The sequence below is a fragment of the Robertmurraya mangrovi genome (assembly GCF_034427655.1).
In the GTDB taxonomy this organism is placed as follows: domain Bacteria; phylum Bacillota; class Bacilli; order Bacillales; family Cytobacillaceae; genus Robertmurraya_A; species Robertmurraya_A mangrovi.
Genome location: NZ_JAXOFX010000002.1, coordinates 108,996 through 124,392, shown reverse-complemented (window position 1 = coordinate 124,392; position 15,397 = coordinate 108,996). Strand labels below are relative to the sequence as shown.

Sequence of the window (15,397 nt, the reverse complement as noted above, 5' to 3'; positions counted from 1 at the left end):
AAGGGAGAGGGTCAAAATAGAAGAATCTAAAAATTTTGGTAGTGCCATTCTATTTGGGGTTATTGGTATTTTTCTTTTAGCTATTATTAGTAGCTTAATTTTCTCACTCATTTTAAGATTTACTTCTACACAGGAATCTTCAGTGCAGTTTATTATTACAGCTATTTCTTTTGTTACGCTTTTTGCAGGTGGATTTATCTCAGGTGGGAAAGGAAAGCAAAAGGGATGGTTACTCGGGGGTATTACAGGATTAGTTTACTCCATTATCGTCTTCATGTTCCAGTATTTAGGACATAACAGTTTATTCGACGTTGAACAAATTATTTATCACACTTGCTACATCTTAATTGCGATGATGGGTGGTATTTTAGGAGTTAATTTATCTTCGTCTAAGACGAGAAATGCCTAATGATATTAAAAGCGCCTTCCAATTGGAGGCGCTTCTTCTAGCTCTTATGATTTTGCTAACGTGTTGCTTGATGCTTCAGTTACTTCACGAACAGCAGCACGGTCGTATGTAAGGCGGCTACCATCTCCACACTTGATAACGATTTTTCCTTCATCAATTGCATCAACGATTCCGTGAAGGCCACCGATTGTTACAATTTTATCACCCTTCTTCAAATCGCTTTGCATTTGCTGAACAGCTTTTTGACGCTTTTGCTGAGGGCGAATTAATAAAAAGTAAAAAAGAACAAACATTAAAATAAGTGGTCCAACTGTACTAATTAGCTCCATTTAGTTACCTCCTTTCAAAACTAAAATCTTTTAGAAGTTTTTCGCATCTGGTTTGTTGAAACCATATTGCTCGAAAAATTCTTCTCGGAAGTCCCCTAAACGATCTTCACGGATCGCTTGTCTGACTTGCTCCATTAATTTTACCAGAAAATAAAGATTATGATAAGTTGTAAGCCTAATTCCGAATGTTTCATCACAGCGAATTAAATGTCGAATATAAGCTCTTGAGTAATTACGGCATGTGTAGCAATCACAATTCTCATCAATCGGCCCAAAATCTCTTGCATATTTCGCATTTTTTACGACTAAACGGCCATGGCTAGTCATTAATGTACCGTTACGAGCAATTCGCGTAGGAAGGACACAGTCAAACATATCAATTCCACGAATTGAACCGTCAATTAATGAGTCAGGGGAACCTACACCCATTAAATATCTTGGCTTATCTGCAGGCATTAATGGTGTAGTAAAGTCTAATACTCTGTTCATGACATCCTTTGGTTCACCTACTGATAATCCACCAACAGCATAACCAGGGAAATCAAGAGAAACTAAATCTTTTGCACTTTGCTTTCTTAATTCCTCATACTCTCCACCTTGAATGATACCGAATAGTCCTTGATCGTTCGGACGCTTATGTGCTTGTAAACATCTTTCCGCCCAACGTGACGTTCTTTCTACTGACTTTTTCATATATTCAAAGCTAGCGGGATATGGTGGACACTCATCAAAAGCCATCATAATGTCTGAACCAAGAGAGTTTTGAATTTCCATTGCTTTTTCCGGTGATAAAAATAATTTATCTCCATTTAAATGATTGCGGAAATGTACGCCCTCTTCTTCAATTTGGCGGAATTTACTTAAACTAAATACTTGGAAACCACCAGAGTCTGTTAAAATCGCTCTGTCCCAATTCATAAACTTATGAAGACCACCAGCTTCTTCAATAATGTCATGTCCAGGACGTAGCCATAAGTGGTATGTATTACTTAATATAATCCCTGCACCAATCTCAACTAGTTCCTCAGGTGACATCGTTTTAACCGTTGCAAGTGTCCCTACTGGCATGAACACAGGTGTTTCAAATGAGCCATGCGGTGTATGAACACGACCAAGTCTAGCTCCTGTTTGCTTACATGTTTTTATTAATTCATAACGTATTGCAGTCAATGATTTCTTAACCTCCCGATTGTAACAATAACAATCCTTATGTTTTTTAATCTATTTTATAGATTTTACTATTATCGCTTAGATAATAAGCATGGCATCTCCAAAGCTGAAAAAGCGGTACCGTTCTTCTACAGCGGTTTGATAGGCATGAAGAACATGGTCACGTCCAGCTAATGCACTAATAAGCATGATTAACGTAGATTTTGGTAAATGGAAATTAGTAATCATTCCATCAATCCCTTTAAATTCATATCCAGGATAGATAAAAATACTTGTCCAGCCATTTTCAGAAACAAATTTGCCCTTGTTAGCTGTAGCAATGGTTTCTAACGTTCTAGTTGAAGTTGTACCAACAGAAATGATTTTCCCACCATTTTCACGGACTTCGTTCAAAAGTCTCGCTGTACCTTCTGACATTTGATAAAATTCTGCATGCATTTCATGTTCATTTATATCATCAACACTCACCGGTCTGAACGTTCCTAATCCGACATGAAGTGTGATAAATGCGATATGTACACCCTTTGCCTTGATTTCCTCAAGCAAGTCCTCCGTAAAATGAAGGCCAGCTGTAGGAGCAGCGGCAGAGCCTCTTTCTTTTGCGTAAACCGTTTGATATCTCTCTTTATCATCCAGTTGTTCTTTTATATAAGGTGGTAGAGGCATTTCTCCTAATTGTTCAAGCACTTCATAAAAAATACCTTCATATTTAAACTGAAGTAAGCGTCCTCCATGGTCAGAAGTGCCCACACACTCTGCTTGAAGAATGCCATTTCCAAAGCTAATCGTTGAGCCTTCCTTTACACGCTTGGCAGGTTTCACAAGGGTTTCCCATGTATCCCCTTCTACCTGCTTTAATAAAAGCACTTCAATTTTAGCACCTGTATCTTCTTTTTCACCAAAAAGGCGAGCTGGAAGGACCCTCGTATCATTTAACACAAGGCAATCACCAGGCTTTAAATAGTTTGTTATATTCCCAAATGTCTCATGGGCTAACTCACCCGTTTTTTTATTCAATACCATTAATCGACTTTTCGTACGCTCCTCTAATGGAGTTTGTGCGATTAATTCTTCAGGTAGATGAAAATCAAATAAATCTACTTTCATGTTGTCACCCTATCTTTATCTAACTTTTAACGAAACCTTCCAAGAAAATAGAAAATGGCAGATAGCACAACACTTAATAGGATTGATGTAACAATCGGAAAATAAAAGGTTGTGCTCCCTTTCTTTATTACAATATCTCCAGGAAGTTTGCCTATATTAATAAACTGCATTAAAAAACCAACCACAAAAATGATCGCACCAATCGTCATTAGCCATTTTGAAATACCTGTCAATCAGCAGGCACCTCCATCTTAAAATGTCGATAGACTAAGTCTGTTACGATGCGTCCTCTTGGAGTACGTTGAAGAAATCCAATCTGAAGCAAATAAGGCTCATATACATCTTCAATCGTGTGGGCCTCTTCTCCAATCGTCGCAGCTATGGTTTCCAAACCAACAGGGCCACCTCGAAACTTTTCAATGATCCCTCTTAGTAATTTATGGTCAATATGATCAAGTCCTAAACGGTCCACCTGAAGTAATTCTAATGACTCTTCAGCTAGTTCAAAATCAATTGCTCCATTCCCTTTCACTTGAGCAAAATCTCGAACTCTTCTAAGGAGCCTGTTAGCAATCCTTGGTGTCCCCCTAGATCTCTTAGCAATCTCACCCGCTGCCTGTGGATTAATCTCTGTCTCGAACAGCTCAGAGGTCCTCATGACAATCTCTCTTAATTGTTCTTCATTATAATACTCTAGTCTGCTAAGAACACCAAAACGGTCTCTAAGTGGGGCAGAAAGAGATCCCGCTCTAGTTGTCGCTCCAACTAAAGTGAATGGTGGAAGATCAAGACGTACTGACCTTGCAGTTGGCCCTTTACCAATCACAATATCTAAACAGAAATCCTCCATCGCAGGGTATAATACTTCTTCAATAGACCGAGGAAGACGATGGATTTCATCAATAAATAAAACATCTCCCGGCTCGAGAGCTGTCAATATAGCTGCTAAATCTCCAGGACGTTCTATCGCTGGTCCCGCAGTCGTTCGAATGTTGACACCCATCTCGTTGGCGATAATTGTTGCAAGGGTAGTCTTCCCTAAACCAGGAGGACCATATAACAGAACATGATCTAAAGTTTCTTCTCTTAACTTTGCAGCTTTTATAAAAACCTCAAGATTCTCCTTTACTTTGTCCTGCCCAATGTACTGCCTTAACGTTTGGGGACGTAAACTTTGTTCAAAGGATAAATCTTGAATATCAGCCTCACCGGAAATGATTCGCTCTTCCATGTTCATCACCTCAAATGCCATCTATATTTGTAGCACTCTTTAACTTTTTAAGTTACCAATAATAAAAACAGTCAATGTGCTTATAGCAACTAGGATTAAAAAGAACCTATCTCAATAACTTTTGAAGAGCCACTTTTATGTATTGATCCGTAGATAAGCTTTCCTTTTCTAGCTCTGGTGTAATCTTCTTAATCTCTTTCTCCGAATAACCAAGTGCTTTAAGGGCAAGTATCGCTTCTTCTAAATCATGGTTCTTATGATTTACGATCAATTCGCCACGTTCAGGAGAGAACAAATTCGGAAAGAAATCCGGTACTACATCTTGAAGCTTTCCTTTTAAATCTAATATCATTTGTCTTGCTGTCTTCTTTCCAACCCCAGGAAACTTAACTAAGAATCCTTCATCCTCATTATCTATTGCCTGGACTACCTGCTCAGGTTCACCCGAAGCTAAAATAGCAAGTGCACCCTTTGGTCCGATCCCTGATACATTTAATAGCTTTGTAAATAGCATCTTCTCTTCACGTGACTGAAAACCATACAATGCCATAATATCTTCTCTTACATAATGATAAGTGAAAATCTTTACTTCTCCACCCTGTTTTTTAGAAAATAAGAATGGATTAGGAGTAGAAATTTGATAACCGATTCCATTGTTTTCAATGACAATGTACTCTGGCCCTACAAAATCTACTTTTCCTCTAATAAACTCGTACAAATCTCTTCTCTCCCCTAATTTTGCTGTACCTCATTGTATCATACAATAGAATCTCTTTTCGTCAATTTTGTAGTTTTTGTGAAGGCTTTTTTCACTTTAACATAAAAGCTCCTCCTAATTTTAGGAACAAAAATAGACCGGAAATTCCGGCCTATTAAGTGAAGTCAATTAGCTTGCTTCTCTTGTACAGTATAAATCTTGAACGTTTCTAAAACTTCAACATAATGACTTTTATCTTTTATAGGGATTCCATGAAGCAGTTGTTCTCTCTTCGTACTCTCAAGCCTACCCATATCTATTTGAAAAAAGGATTGAATAATATTATACCTTCTAGGCTTACCATTAAAAATCGTTAGCGTTCCATCATCTGTTATACCAAAATAACCGTTCGCTTTTAAGAGTGGAGAAATATCATCGACTGGTTTTCTAAAATATACTTTTTTATCTTCCATATCAATCAGTACCCAATTTTCATATTTAGCCCAAAATTCTTCCATGGACCAAACAGTTTCTTTAATGACTTCCTGACTAACTTCCCCGTCTAGATAAACTCTTTCTAAGGTCACTTTTACTTTAAAGGGTTTAAAGTTATTGTGATTATCTATTTCGTTTGCTAAAGCTACATGTTTACCTTGATGTGCATACAGGCCATTTTGCAGAAAAAATGATATTACAGTTAGCAAAACAATCATACATGGTTTACTATACCATTTCGTTCTCATGTCTGATCACCCCTTATAAGTCGAAGAGCCCGAAAAGGCTAAATTTCATTCCATTTATATTGTGACCAAATATTTCAAGTTTATCCTAGTGTGTTTGGTATTTGTTAAACAACCGTAATTTAGAATGGTTTTAACACCTAACGATTACAGTTTTTCCTATGTTTTATGCCCGTTCCTTTCCGCTCAGTGATTCAAATGTTGTTGAAGCAACCGTTTTCGAAAAGAGCCAACCAAAAAGAAGAGCAAGCTTTGGTTAAGCTTACTCTTCCTTTATTGTTACCTGTTTCCACCGTATATTTGGTTTTTTAAGTTTTGGAACATTCCTTTAACGTCTAAGCTTATATGCTCTCTTGGACCACCGTCACGCATATCGTTATCCAAGTTTCTTACTCGACTAAATGTTCCTTCATCCGCAACAACGGTACAAGTTCTACCTCTTAAGTAAGGCTGAACTTTTTCACGGATTTCAACAATGGTATCAATTTCTCGTCTATCGTCAGTTAAATCAACAGCAACCAGAACGTCACTACCATAAACAACGGCACGCACATCTTCAACGTTATTTACTGATGCAGCAACTTCGCCAATTTTTTCAGCTAGGTCACCTTCATAGGCAGTATAGTAAGAACTTTTCGCTTGTCGGGTATTATCATCCAGATGTCCATGATAGTTCGCGTCTCCACGACTAAAGCGGTTATCTTTTTGATAAAAGTTTTTATCATATTTAGCTAGAGGTTTTGAAGGATTTCCTGGATTTCCATTCTCATCCTTTACTTGAAGAAGTCGGCTTCTTTCTTGTCTGTCTCTTTGGTATCCATCGAGATAATTCCTGTCCATGATTTCAACAAGTGGCCCATCATTATCATCCAAGATAGTCACATTTCCACCAGTACGGGTATTCTCATCAGAATAGTATCCCATTGGTTGTGTTACATTTGCGTTTCTAGTTTGATTTGTACCATCATTATACCCGCATCCCACTAAACCAACAGTCATTAGAGCAGCAATAGGAAGTGTCACATACTTTTTATTCAAGCGAAAAACCTCCTCCGCTAATTTCGAGCAGAAAAATATGCTCATCATTAGGTTGTGAGGGAAGAGGTCTTTTCATGCGTTTTAGGGCGGAGTAAATTCGTGGTGTTTCTAGTTCACGATTTAATCTTTACTATGTGTTAATCGACTAAAGCATTAATCTCATAAAAAAATAATTGCCTTTCTTTAAACTGCCCGACCGTTAAGTCCAATACTTGACGGACCCTTGACACATTCATGTATTGTCTTTCTCTTACAATCCGATTCCACTCCCTGAAAATGTCAGTAGGAAAGGCTAATGCATATAAAAACGCTTTTTCATCTAGAAATGGTCGTAACTCTGCGTAACCCTTTAGTTCTTCTAAAGACCAATTAATATAGGGTAAAATTCGATTTGCGTATTGCAAATAATCAATACAAGGACCGCCAATACTTATTAAATCAAAGTCAATTAAATAAAGGTCCCCTTGTTTCGAACGTAAAAAATTATGGTTAGCAACATCTCCATGTAAGATGGACTTCGGAGGCTTTACAAAGTAACCTTGTTCCTTTTCCATCCCTTTTAAAGACCAATCGGCCCAGTTTAAAAATTCATCAACCATCTCTTTTTGGATAAAAAACTGTATAACAGATAGGTTATTTAGAAAGGAGCCTGTTCTTTCTCTCCATTTTTCTAATAGTTTAAAATTCCCTAAAAGAGTATGGTAACGGTCAACTAACTTTTCTGTGGTTTGATGAAACTGTTGCAGAGTTAGTAGTCCTTCTTGACGGTCTCTCTCATTGTAATAATTAAACGGTTTTTTTGCTGGTTTAATGTATTCCAAACACCCAAAATACGATTGATCAAAAAATAAGGGAAGGTCTTTTCCATACTCTAAAAAAGAATAAGTATTTATAAATCCCTCTTTTTTTAAAGAAGCTGTAAAAGTATCCTGAAGCTTTAATCGGTGATAGGAAGAGAATCCTTTCATGATAAAAGTATCTTTATTTAATTCAACAAGATAGACGTTTTTTCTAATCATGGTTACTTTCACATTCTTTGTTTCAAACTGATCCTTTAAATAGGAGAGGAGACGATTTAGAAATAAATCGTCTCCCTTTTTTTTAGTCGTCATTTTCTTCACTTTCATTTTGCTCTCTTTGCATGCCGAAGCCTGCTCCCATTGGTCCATACCCGTATGGTGCTCCCATAAATGGCTGTTGACCATACCCTCCTCCATAAGGAGTGAAAACTGGCGGCATTCCTGGTGTTGGTCCGTAAGTCGTTCCAGGGATAAACGGTGAACCGCAACCACAATCATCCTGAACTCCCTGAACGGCTGGAAGAGGTTGATTTGGAGCCATTGGCATTTTATATCCTCCACCATACATATCAGGTGACTCCATTGCCCCTTGGACTTGCGGCATCATATGTGGCATATTCCCAGCATCCATTGCGCCTTGGACTTGTGGCATCATGTGCGGCATGTTCCCCATATCCATTGCACCTTGGACCTGCGGCATCATATGTGGCATGTTCCCCATATCCATTGCGCCTTGGACTTGTGGCATCATATGTGGCATGTTCCCCATCATGGCACCCTGGACTTGTGGCATCATATGTGGCATGTTCCCCATATCCATTGCCCCTTGGACTTGTGGCATCATATGTGGCATGTTCCCCATATCCATTGCGCCTTGGACTTGTGGCATCATATGCGGCATATTCCCCATATCCATTGCACCTTGGACTTGTGGCATCATATGCGGCATATTCCCCATATCCATTGCCCCTTGGACTTGTGGCATCATATGTGGCATGTTCCCCATATCCATTGCGCCTTGGACTTGTGGCATCATATGCGGCATATTCCCCATCATAGCACCTTGGACTTGTGGCATCATATGCGGCATATTGCCTGTCATGGCTCCTTGGACTTGTGGCATCCCCATCGGATATCCATAGTATGGTTGAGCCATTGCACCTGGGTAGCAAGGATCCTGCATGATAGGTGCTGTTTGTTGTGGATAACAAGGGTCCATCATAGCAGGTGCGACTTGTGTTGGCTGTAAAGGAAGTTGTGCATCTTGTACTCCCATTACATCTGGAGCTAACGGTTGATTTCCTTGGGGCATTAAAGGCATGTTTGGCATAAATGAAGATGAAGATTCATCGTCAAATTGCCCTGGCGCATAGCTTGCACCGGCTACCCCAGGCATCATCCCATATGGCATTCCTTGCGCTGCTGGCATTGCGCCATATGGCATTGCATGTGCTCCTGGCATTGCACCATATGGCATTGCGTGTGCTCCTGGCATGGCTCCTCCGTGCATATGTGGAAGTGCTTGCGGTGCAAAGCCTCCAGGAGCTTGGTAACCCGCACCTGGCATTACTGGATTATAAGGCATTTGATATGGGTACATTTGTTGTGTTAAACCTCCTTGATGAATAGATGATTCCATTGATTCTGAACTTTCCTCTGCGACTGGCTTTACTTGTGGAAGAATGTTCTTCGGCTTAGGCGGAAGTTGTGGTAGCGGCTTATAGTCTGACTTCAATTGCGGCGTTGGCTTCGGTGTTGGCTTGAGTGGTTGTTGTGGCTGTTGCTGCGGCTGTATCGATAAGTTTGCCATATTCATCATATAATAATTGTTAATATCAATTTCTGGTACAACTGGTTTAGGCATTTTAGGTGTATAAGGCTTCTTCGGTTGTTCTACAATTGGGGCTACTGCCTTTGGAATTTCCACTTTAGGTAGCTCTACTGCTGGTGCTTCTTTTATCGGTAACTTTGGTAGCTCAGCAATAGGAGCTTCTTTTATAGGTTGTATCTCAATTGGAACCTCCACTATTGGCGCTTCCTTGATAGGTGCCTCTTTTACTGGAGCTGCTTTCGGTGCCTCCTTATCTGGAGCAACTTTTGGTGCTTCTTTAGCTATAGGTGATAGAGAAACTTCCTCTTTAGGCATCTCTTTTTTCGCACCAAAGTTAATTTTTGCTTCTTTTCCGCTTGGTGCTTCTTTAACAATATTTCCTCCAGTAGTTGGAACTTTTATTTTCATTCCGGGCATAATCATATCAGGGTTTGAGAGCTGGGTATTCATTTTCTTCAGCTCTTCAAAATTCACGCCATATTTCTTAGCGATTTTCCAAAGAGTATCCCCTTTCTGTACGATATGGATCTTCACTCTGATTTCCCTCCTATGCATAAGTCCATATAGTGTATGTGAAAATGGGCAAATTGCTAATAATCTACACAAAAACTTATGCTCTTTTTACAAAAATTATGATATTTGTCTAGCACACTTTATGAAAATAACACCCAAACAACGTTGATTTATCAGGCTTCTTGAGTTGTAAAAAATAAAAAGGCAGCTCAAAAATGGATGGAAGCTACCTTTAAAAATTTATTTATTAGACTATATATTGCCCGTTGATTTCCGCTCCGGGCACTTGCTTTCCGCAGGGAGTGGTGGGAGCCTCCTCGGCGTGAACGCCTGTGGGGTCTCCCATCCACTCTAATCCTGCAGGAGTCAAGTGCCCTCCGCTCCAATCAACTCAGATTAATCAAAAAAGTTAAAAATAGCCACCAATTATGACTGATTTAACATAGCCACTAATGCTTTTTTAGCATTTACAGCTACTTTCTCGTCTACTTCAATGATATTGTGCGGTTGCCCACTTTCTATTGATTCGAGGCACCATAATAAATGAGGTAAGTCGATTCTGTTCATGGTTAAACAAGGACACATATGTGGATTGAGCGAAACGATGTGCTTGTCAGGATGTTGTTGAATGATTCGTTTGACCAGGTTCATTTCTGTTCCTATGGCCCATGATGAACCAGGTTCAGATTTTTCTATGGCATTAATGATATAATTTGTAGATCCGTTCATGTCAGAAAGTTCAACAACTTCACGTCTGCACTCTGGATGAACGATGATTTTCATATCAGGATATTGTTCACGAACATCTTTAATATTTGCTACGGTAAAGTTCTCATGGACAGAGCAATGCCCTTTCCAGAGGATTACCTTTACGTTTTCAATTGCCCCATCATACTCTAATGTATCATTTATCGGATTCCAAACCGCCATTTCATCAAGGCTTACTTCTAAGTTGAATGCCGTATTTCTTCCTAAATGTTGATCAGGTAAAAATAATATTCTTTCTTTTTGTGTAAATGCCCATGAAACCATTTGCTCTGCATTCGATGATGTTACCGTTGCTCCTCCATTTTTTCCAACAAAAGCTTTAATAGCGGCTGTTGAATTTACATACGTTAGCGGAATGATGCTTGAACCAAACATTTCTTCAAGCTTTGTCCAAGCTCTTTCTGTTTGATAAATATCTGCCATGTCCGCCATGGAACAGCCTGCTCTCATATCAGGCAAATACACTTTTTGTTCTTTCGTCGTTAAAATATCAGCCGTTTCTGCCATAAAGTGAACTCCGCAAAAGACAATAAATTCAGCTTCACGGTTTTCAGCAGATAACTGAGCTAATTTTAAAGAGTCCCCCGTATCATCAGCAAATTGAATGACTTCATCCTTTTGATAGTGATGTCCCGGAATGTATAACTTTTTACCGAGCTTAGTTTTAATGGCCCTAACCCGATCCTCTAATTCTTGTGTAGACATATTTTTATATCGTTCAGGTATAAGGTTCGTATTTGTTTCAACAACATCAAAAATATTCATATTCTCGCTCCCCCATTAATGAATATTTACTTTTACACTAATATCTAATGATTTTACTGAATGTGTTAAAAACCCTAGAGAAATTACATCAACACCGGTATCCTTATATGAAGCCAAATTGTCTAAGGTGATTCCACCAGAAGCTTCCGTCATAATCCCTGTAGGCACTAAGCTAAGCCACTCTTTAATTTCCTCTGGTGTTCGGTTATCAAACATAATCACATCTGCTTTAGCCTCAATTGCTTCGAGCAGTTGTTCTTTTGTTTCAATTTCTACTTCTACTTTCACCATATGTCCTAAGTTGGAACGAACTTTTGAGATAGCCTCCTGAATTCCGCCAGCGAAAGAGATATGATTGTCTTTAATCATGACCGCATCATATAATCCAAATCGATGATTGAATCCCCCGCCACATCGTACTGCGTATTTCTCTAGCATTCTTAACCCTGGAGTTGTTTTTCTTGTATCAACCACTTTTGTGTGGGAACTGTTGAGGATTTTTACCGCTTCATTGGTCTTCGTTGCAATCCCACTCATTCTTTGAACTAAATTTAAAACGACTCTTTCTCCTTTTAGAAGGTTAGTAACAGCCCCTTGAACGACAGCCAGCTTTTGACCTTTTTCAATTTGGTCGCCATCCTTTACATAAAGGGTTGCTTCAGCTGACTCATCTAATATGGCAAAGCCTGTTCGGATAATTTCTTCCCCACTGAAAATACCATTATCCTTGGCAATGAACACGATTTCACCTTGTTCCTCTTCACCAAAAATCAACTCACTCGTAACATCTCTTTCTCCAATATCCTCAAGAAAAAACTGCTCAAGTAATAATCGCAGCTTTAATTTGTTCATTTTTACCACCCTTTTTTAAAATTGTATTGAAAGCTATGCATTTATCTATGAAAACCATAGACCTTAACCTGTGAAATAAGACTTATCCGCGGAAAAACAGGACTTATCCGCGAAATTTTCAATATATCCGCGAAAAACAGAAGTTATCCGCGATAATTTGAATTTATCCGCGAAAAACTAATGTTTATCCGCGAACACCTTACAACTACCAAATCCTATTAATCTAGAAATTCGATAACTGTAAATAAGATCCCACTCTCTTGTGAACAATTTGCTTTCTAGCCCATTTATGGTCATCTTCAAAGGGGTAATCCTCTCTAAAATGTCCGCCACGACTTTCTGTTCGTTCTAGAGCAGACTTTGTAACAAGCCAGGCAGTGATGGTCATAAACACCCTATTTATTTCTTCTATTGATAAGTTCTCGAGATTTCTATCTAAGAGATGGCTAATTTGATAAGCTTCTAGCCAGTTAAATTGATTCGTTAATCCTTTTTTGTCTCGAACGATTCCGGTGTTCTCCATCATTTTTGTTTGTAGGATTTCTCTCTCCGGCAAATTTAGTGGCACAGGAGTTATATCCATTGAAAAATCTTGAGGGCACGGAATAGCCGCCGTCTCTCTCGAGAAAGAATTTACATGTTCAGCTAACTTCTTTCCGAAATATAATCCTTCCAATAAAGAGTTGCTCGCTAACCTATTGGCACCATGTATTCCCGTACACGCCACTTCACCGATTGCATAAAGTCTTTCAATACTTGTTCTACCTTCTAAATCTGTTTTGATGCCTCCCATTAAAAAATGGCATCCTGGGACAACAGGAATTTTCCCACCAATTACGTCAATATGATGTTGTTTACACGAGGCCGTAATGGTCGGAAACTTAGATTCAAAGTTTTCTATATTAGAAATGTCTAGATAAACGGTTTCCCCTATTTTTATATACTCATAGATGGTTTGAGATACGATATGTCTTGGTGCTAAATTTTCAAGAGGATGGACACCCTTCATAATTTCTTTCCCTGAAGAGGTAACAAGCCTTGCCCCTTCACCTCTCACTGCTTCGGAAACAAGTCCAATCCCTTTACCATCGACAGAAAGGAGGGTTGGATGGAATTGTACAAACTCCATGTCCGTTACTTCAGCACCCGCTTTATAAGCTAAAGCGATACCATCTCCCGTTACGGTTTCAGCGTTTGAAGTAAAACTATATATCTGGCCTAGACCGCCCGTTGCTAAAACAATGTGGTCAGCCGTATACATTTCTTTTTTTCCATCCATGTGCTTGCCTTTTACACCAAAACATTGATTCTGATTAACCATTAATTCATAAACGGTACAATCTTCTATTACTTCAATGTTGCTATTTTTCACCTTTTGAGCAAAATACTCCATAATCATTTTTCCTGTAGCATCTCCGCCACCATGAACAATTCGTTTCTCACTATGAGCCCCTTCCATCCCTAAAAGGATATTTCCAGAAGGGTCCATATCAAACGAACAGCCATCCTCTAACATTTCAGATATTAAATTAGGTGCTTCCATTGTCATCATGGCAACTGGATCTGGATTATTATGAAATCTTCCAGCTTCGAGGGTATCTTTAAAATGCTTGTAAGCGCTATCACTATTAGACATCGCTGCAGCCACTCCACCCTGGGCTAAATAGGAATTACCTTTTTTAACATGAGACTTTGTGAGAATAATCACATTTATATCACAACGTAGTTTAGTAGCAAATTGCAAAGCAGCAATCCCACTTCCAACAATTAACACATTCGAATGTCTCACCATTTGTTTACCTCCTGCTTAACAGGTGTCTTGACACTTATAATTACATAGAATTAAACTTATGACAAGAGTTTTTATTGTGCTGATGTTTAAAATGGAATTAATATTAGTCCTAAAAAATGGAATTATTATGTAAAATAGAAAGATAGATTCTTAAATAGACGGAAGAAAGTTGGAGATAGAATGAAATATTTTGACTACGCGGCTTCGTGTCCATTAGATAAAAATGCAGGAGAAGCCTATATTAAAGCGGCTACAGAATATTTCGGAAACTCCCGAAGTCTCCATGATATAGGAAGTGCCGCAAATCAATTATTAGAAAGCTGTCGTCAAGAAATAGCAAGTTTACTAGGGGTTCAGAAAGACGGAATTTATTTTACAAGTGGAGGTTCTGAAAGTAATTTCCTAGCCCTTCATTCTCTCTTATCAGGTAAAAATAAACAAGGTAAGCATATCATTTCGGGTGTTGCCGAACATTCATCCGTTCAAAGCACGCTTGAATCTTTAAAACAAGATGGATATGAAATCACTCTTCTCTCTTTTGATCAAGAAGGGTTTATTGACATAGAAGAGCTAAAAAAAGAGATAAGAGAAGATACGGTTCTTGTTACCATTCAACACGTGAATCCCGAAATTGGTACCATCCAACCGATTGACGAAATTAGTAACCTTTGCAAGCAGCATTCCATTCTTTTTCACAGCGATACTGTTCAGTCTTTTGGCAAATTAGAGTTAAAAAACTTAAGTCAACAGGTAGATGCTCTTTCCATTTCAGGTCATAAATTTTACGGACCAAAAGGAATTGGAGCAGTTTATTTAAATCCAAAGCTGAATTGGCTACCTTTCTATCCTGGAACCTCTCATGAGTACGGATTTAGACCTGGAACTCTAAATGTTCCTGCCATAGTAGGAATGACAGTTGCAGCTCAGAAAGCTTATCAATCTTTAAACGAATATCATGAACAATTTTTTCAATTAAGAGAGAAGCTCCTATCCGTTCTTGAACCAATGGCGGAACAGATTACCTTCTATAATGCGGATTGTCACCGTCAACTACCATCTACTTTTGGCCTAAGATTAAAGGGACTAGAAGGTCAGTTTGTTATGCTAGAATGTAATCGACATGGCTATGCCATATCAACAGGAAGTGCCTGTCAAACAGGAAAACAGTCTGCTTCAAAGACAATGAGAGCGCTAAACATACCGGAAAAAGAAGCAAAAGAGTTCATCCGAATCTCATTTGGAAGAGATACAACCGAGGAAGATATTACTGAATTGGGCCATACTATACTAGAAATCATTCAGACCCACCTGCACATTGTGATAAAATAAGCCATAACGAATGGGGATATAAAGGG

General features: G+C 38.8%; 14 protein-coding genes and 1 pseudogene. 2 read left to right on the top strand and 13 right to left on the bottom strand.

All coding sequences use genetic code 11. The annotated features are described in order from the left end of the window. The first annotated feature begins 16 nt into the window (after window positions 1–16). Window positions 17–409 (top strand): TIGR04086 family membrane protein, encoded by a 393-nt coding sequence (locus SM124_RS03670; protein WP_322445502.1) that lies wholly within the window; start codon window positions 17–19, stop codon window positions 407–409. A gap of 44 nt (window positions 410–453) precedes the next feature. Here the strand turns inward: SM124_RS03670 and yajC are convergent, their stop codons facing one another. From yajC to nadB, 13 genes and pseudogenes are all read right to left on the bottom strand, one after another. Next, window positions 454–738, bottom strand: coding sequence for a preprotein translocase subunit YajC (gene yajC / locus SM124_RS03665; protein WP_322445386.1), 285 nt, complete (start codon window positions 736–738; stop codon window positions 454–456). Between the two features lie 30 nt (window positions 739–768). Next, window positions 769–1,908: a tRNA guanosine(34) transglycosylase Tgt gene (gene tgt, locus SM124_RS03660; RefSeq protein ID WP_322445385.1), complete on the bottom strand. Its 1,140-nt coding sequence runs from the start codon at window positions 1,906–1,908 to the stop codon at window positions 769–771. 78 nt (window positions 1,909–1,986) lie between these two features. After that, window positions 1,987–3,015, bottom strand: a complete 1,029-nt coding sequence (gene queA / locus SM124_RS03655) for a tRNA preQ1(34) S-adenosylmethionine ribosyltransferase-isomerase QueA (protein WP_322445384.1) — start codon at window positions 3,013–3,015, stop codon at window positions 1,987–1,989. Between the two features lie 26 nt (window positions 3,016–3,041). Continuing rightward, on the bottom strand, window positions 3,042–3,224 hold the full coding sequence (locus SM124_RS03650; protein WP_407691375.1) for a DUF2905 domain-containing protein: 183 nt from the start codon (window positions 3,222–3,224) through the stop codon (window positions 3,042–3,044). A 20-nt stretch (window positions 3,225–3,244) separates the two neighbouring features. After that, a complete protein-coding gene (gene ruvB, locus SM124_RS03645; protein ID WP_322445382.1) occupies window positions 3,245–4,246 on the bottom strand; it encodes a Holliday junction branch migration DNA helicase RuvB in 1,002 nt (333 codons plus the stop codon). 106 nt (window positions 4,247–4,352) lie between these two features. Further along, window positions 4,353–4,964: a Holliday junction branch migration protein RuvA gene (ruvA, locus tag SM124_RS03640; RefSeq protein ID WP_322445381.1), complete on the bottom strand. Its 612-nt coding sequence runs from the start codon at window positions 4,962–4,964 to the stop codon at window positions 4,353–4,355. Between the two features lie 164 nt (window positions 4,965–5,128). Then, window positions 5,129–5,686, bottom strand: coding sequence for a BofC C-terminal domain-containing protein (locus SM124_RS03635; protein ID WP_322445380.1), 558 nt, complete (start codon window positions 5,684–5,686; stop codon window positions 5,129–5,131). Window positions 5,687–5,962: 276 nt separating this feature from the next. Beyond that, window positions 5,963–6,721, bottom strand: a complete 759-nt coding sequence (locus SM124_RS03630) for a YhcN/YlaJ family sporulation lipoprotein (RefSeq protein ID WP_322445379.1) — start codon at window positions 6,719–6,721, stop codon at window positions 5,963–5,965. A 137-nt stretch (window positions 6,722–6,858) separates the two neighbouring features. Next, window positions 6,859–7,848: a phosphotransferase gene (locus tag SM124_RS03625; protein WP_322445378.1), complete on the bottom strand. Its 990-nt coding sequence runs from the start codon at window positions 7,846–7,848 to the stop codon at window positions 6,859–6,861. 1,884 nt (window positions 7,849–9,732) lie between these two features. Then, window positions 9,733–9,886, bottom strand: a pseudogene (gene safA / locus SM124_RS24050) (SafA/ExsA family spore coat assembly protein); the annotation flags it as partial. A gap of 405 nt (window positions 9,887–10,291) precedes the next feature. Then, on the bottom strand, window positions 10,292–11,398 hold the full coding sequence (gene nadA, locus SM124_RS03615; RefSeq protein WP_322445376.1) for a quinolinate synthase NadA: 1,107 nt from the start codon (window positions 11,396–11,398) through the stop codon (window positions 10,292–10,294). A gap of 15 nt (window positions 11,399–11,413) precedes the next feature. After that, window positions 11,414–12,250, bottom strand: coding sequence for a carboxylating nicotinate-nucleotide diphosphorylase (gene nadC, locus SM124_RS03610; RefSeq protein ID WP_322445375.1), 837 nt, complete (start codon window positions 12,248–12,250; stop codon window positions 11,414–11,416). A 223-nt stretch (window positions 12,251–12,473) separates the two neighbouring features. Then, window positions 12,474–14,042: an L-aspartate oxidase gene (gene nadB / locus SM124_RS03605; RefSeq protein ID WP_322445374.1), complete on the bottom strand. Its 1,569-nt coding sequence runs from the start codon at window positions 14,040–14,042 to the stop codon at window positions 12,474–12,476. 180 nt (window positions 14,043–14,222) lie between these two features. Between nadB and SM124_RS03600 the strand changes: the two genes are divergently transcribed. Continuing rightward, entirely contained in the window at window positions 14,223–15,371 is a 1,149-nt protein-coding gene (locus SM124_RS03600; protein ID WP_322445373.1) for an IscS subfamily cysteine desulfurase, read from the top strand. The last annotated feature ends 26 nt before the right edge of the window (window positions 15,372–15,397 follow it).

Excerpts from the sequence above, each read along its gene's own strand:
- yajC (WP_322445386.1), bottom strand. The coding sequence starts at position 738 with ATGGAGCTAATTAGTACAGTTGGACCACTTATTTTAATGTTTGTTCTT.
- queA (WP_322445384.1), bottom strand. The coding sequence starts at position 3,015 with ATGAAAGTAGATTTATTTGATTTTCATCTACCTGAAGAATTAATCGCA.
- SM124_RS03650 (WP_407691375.1), bottom strand. The coding sequence starts at position 3,224 with ATGACGATTGGTGCGATCATTTTTGTGGTTGGTTTTTTAATGCAGTTT.
- ruvB (WP_322445382.1), bottom strand. The coding sequence starts at position 4,246 with ATGGAAGAGCGAATCATTTCCGGTGAGGCTGATATTCAAGATTTATCC.
- SM124_RS03635 (WP_322445380.1), bottom strand. The coding sequence starts at position 5,686 with ATGAGAACGAAATGGTATAGTAAACCATGTATGATTGTTTTGCTAACT.
- SM124_RS03625 (WP_322445378.1), bottom strand. The coding sequence starts at position 7,848 with ATGAAAGTGAAGAAAATGACGACTAAAAAAAAGGGAGACGATTTATTT.
- nadA (WP_322445376.1), bottom strand. The coding sequence starts at position 11,398 with ATGAATATTTTTGATGTTGTTGAAACAAATACGAACCTTATACCTGAA.
- nadC (WP_322445375.1), bottom strand. The coding sequence starts at position 12,250 with ATGAACAAATTAAAGCTGCGATTATTACTTGAGCAGTTTTTTCTTGAG.
- nadB (WP_322445374.1), bottom strand. The coding sequence starts at position 14,042 with ATGGTGAGACATTCGAATGTGTTAATTGTTGGAAGTGGGATTGCTGCT.
- SM124_RS03600 (WP_322445373.1), top strand. The coding sequence starts at position 14,223 with ATGAAATATTTTGACTACGCGGCTTCGTGTCCATTAGATAAAAATGCA.